General features: G+C 32.4%; 1 protein-coding gene. It reads left to right on the top strand.

What is annotated here, in order from left to right; all coding sequences use genetic code 11:
* Nucleotides 1–198 (top strand): hypothetical protein (locus tag J576_RS20285; RefSeq protein WP_212750206.1); only part of this gene is annotated, 198 nt, incomplete at its 5' end.
* Between the last annotated feature and the right edge of the window lie 448 nt (nucleotides 199–646).

The following is a 646-nucleotide window of genomic DNA, read 5'->3' as shown; positions in this document are numbered from 1 at the left end:
GGATTCTTTGGATTCTTTGGATTCTTTGGATTCTTTGGATTCTTTGGATTCTTTGGATTCTTTGGATTCTTTGGATTCTTTGGATTCTTTGGATTCTTTGGATTCTTTGGATTCTTTGGATTCTTTGGATTCTTTGGATTCTTTGGATTCTTTGGATTCTTTGGATTCTTTGGATTCTTTGGATTAAAAAGCTTATAGAGGAGTAAAAACCATATAAAAGACTCCCTAACTCCAAAATGATTATATAGCTAAAGATAAAAACCAATAAAAAATAGCAAAAATGCCTAAAAAAAAGCCATATATATCACTTTTTTCGCAAAATAGTAGAAAAAAACGGCACTCAAGAGAAAAAGGCTGAAATACCCCTTGCAAAGGGATTTGGATGGTCTATAATGCACATCCATCGGCGGTGATGCAGATAGAAACTTGTTGAAAAACAGTTACTTGAGATTAGATTGGTTACTTTAAGTGATGAATTTAATGTTAAGTTGGTTTGAGAAATAAGTTTTAAAAATATCGAAATTACCTGTTGACTTTTAAGAGATTAAGAGTAATATAGCCGACCTAGCTTGCTGGTGACGAACCAGGAAGAAGATCATTAAGAGAATTGAAGAACAACTTGTGTGGATTTTTACTGATTGATTAA

The sequence above is a fragment of the Acinetobacter sp. 766875 genome (genome assembly GCF_000582055.1).
GTDB lineage: Bacteria > Pseudomonadota > Gammaproteobacteria > Pseudomonadales > Moraxellaceae > Acinetobacter > Acinetobacter nosocomialis.
This window is presented reverse-complemented; position numbering and strand designations above follow the sequence as displayed.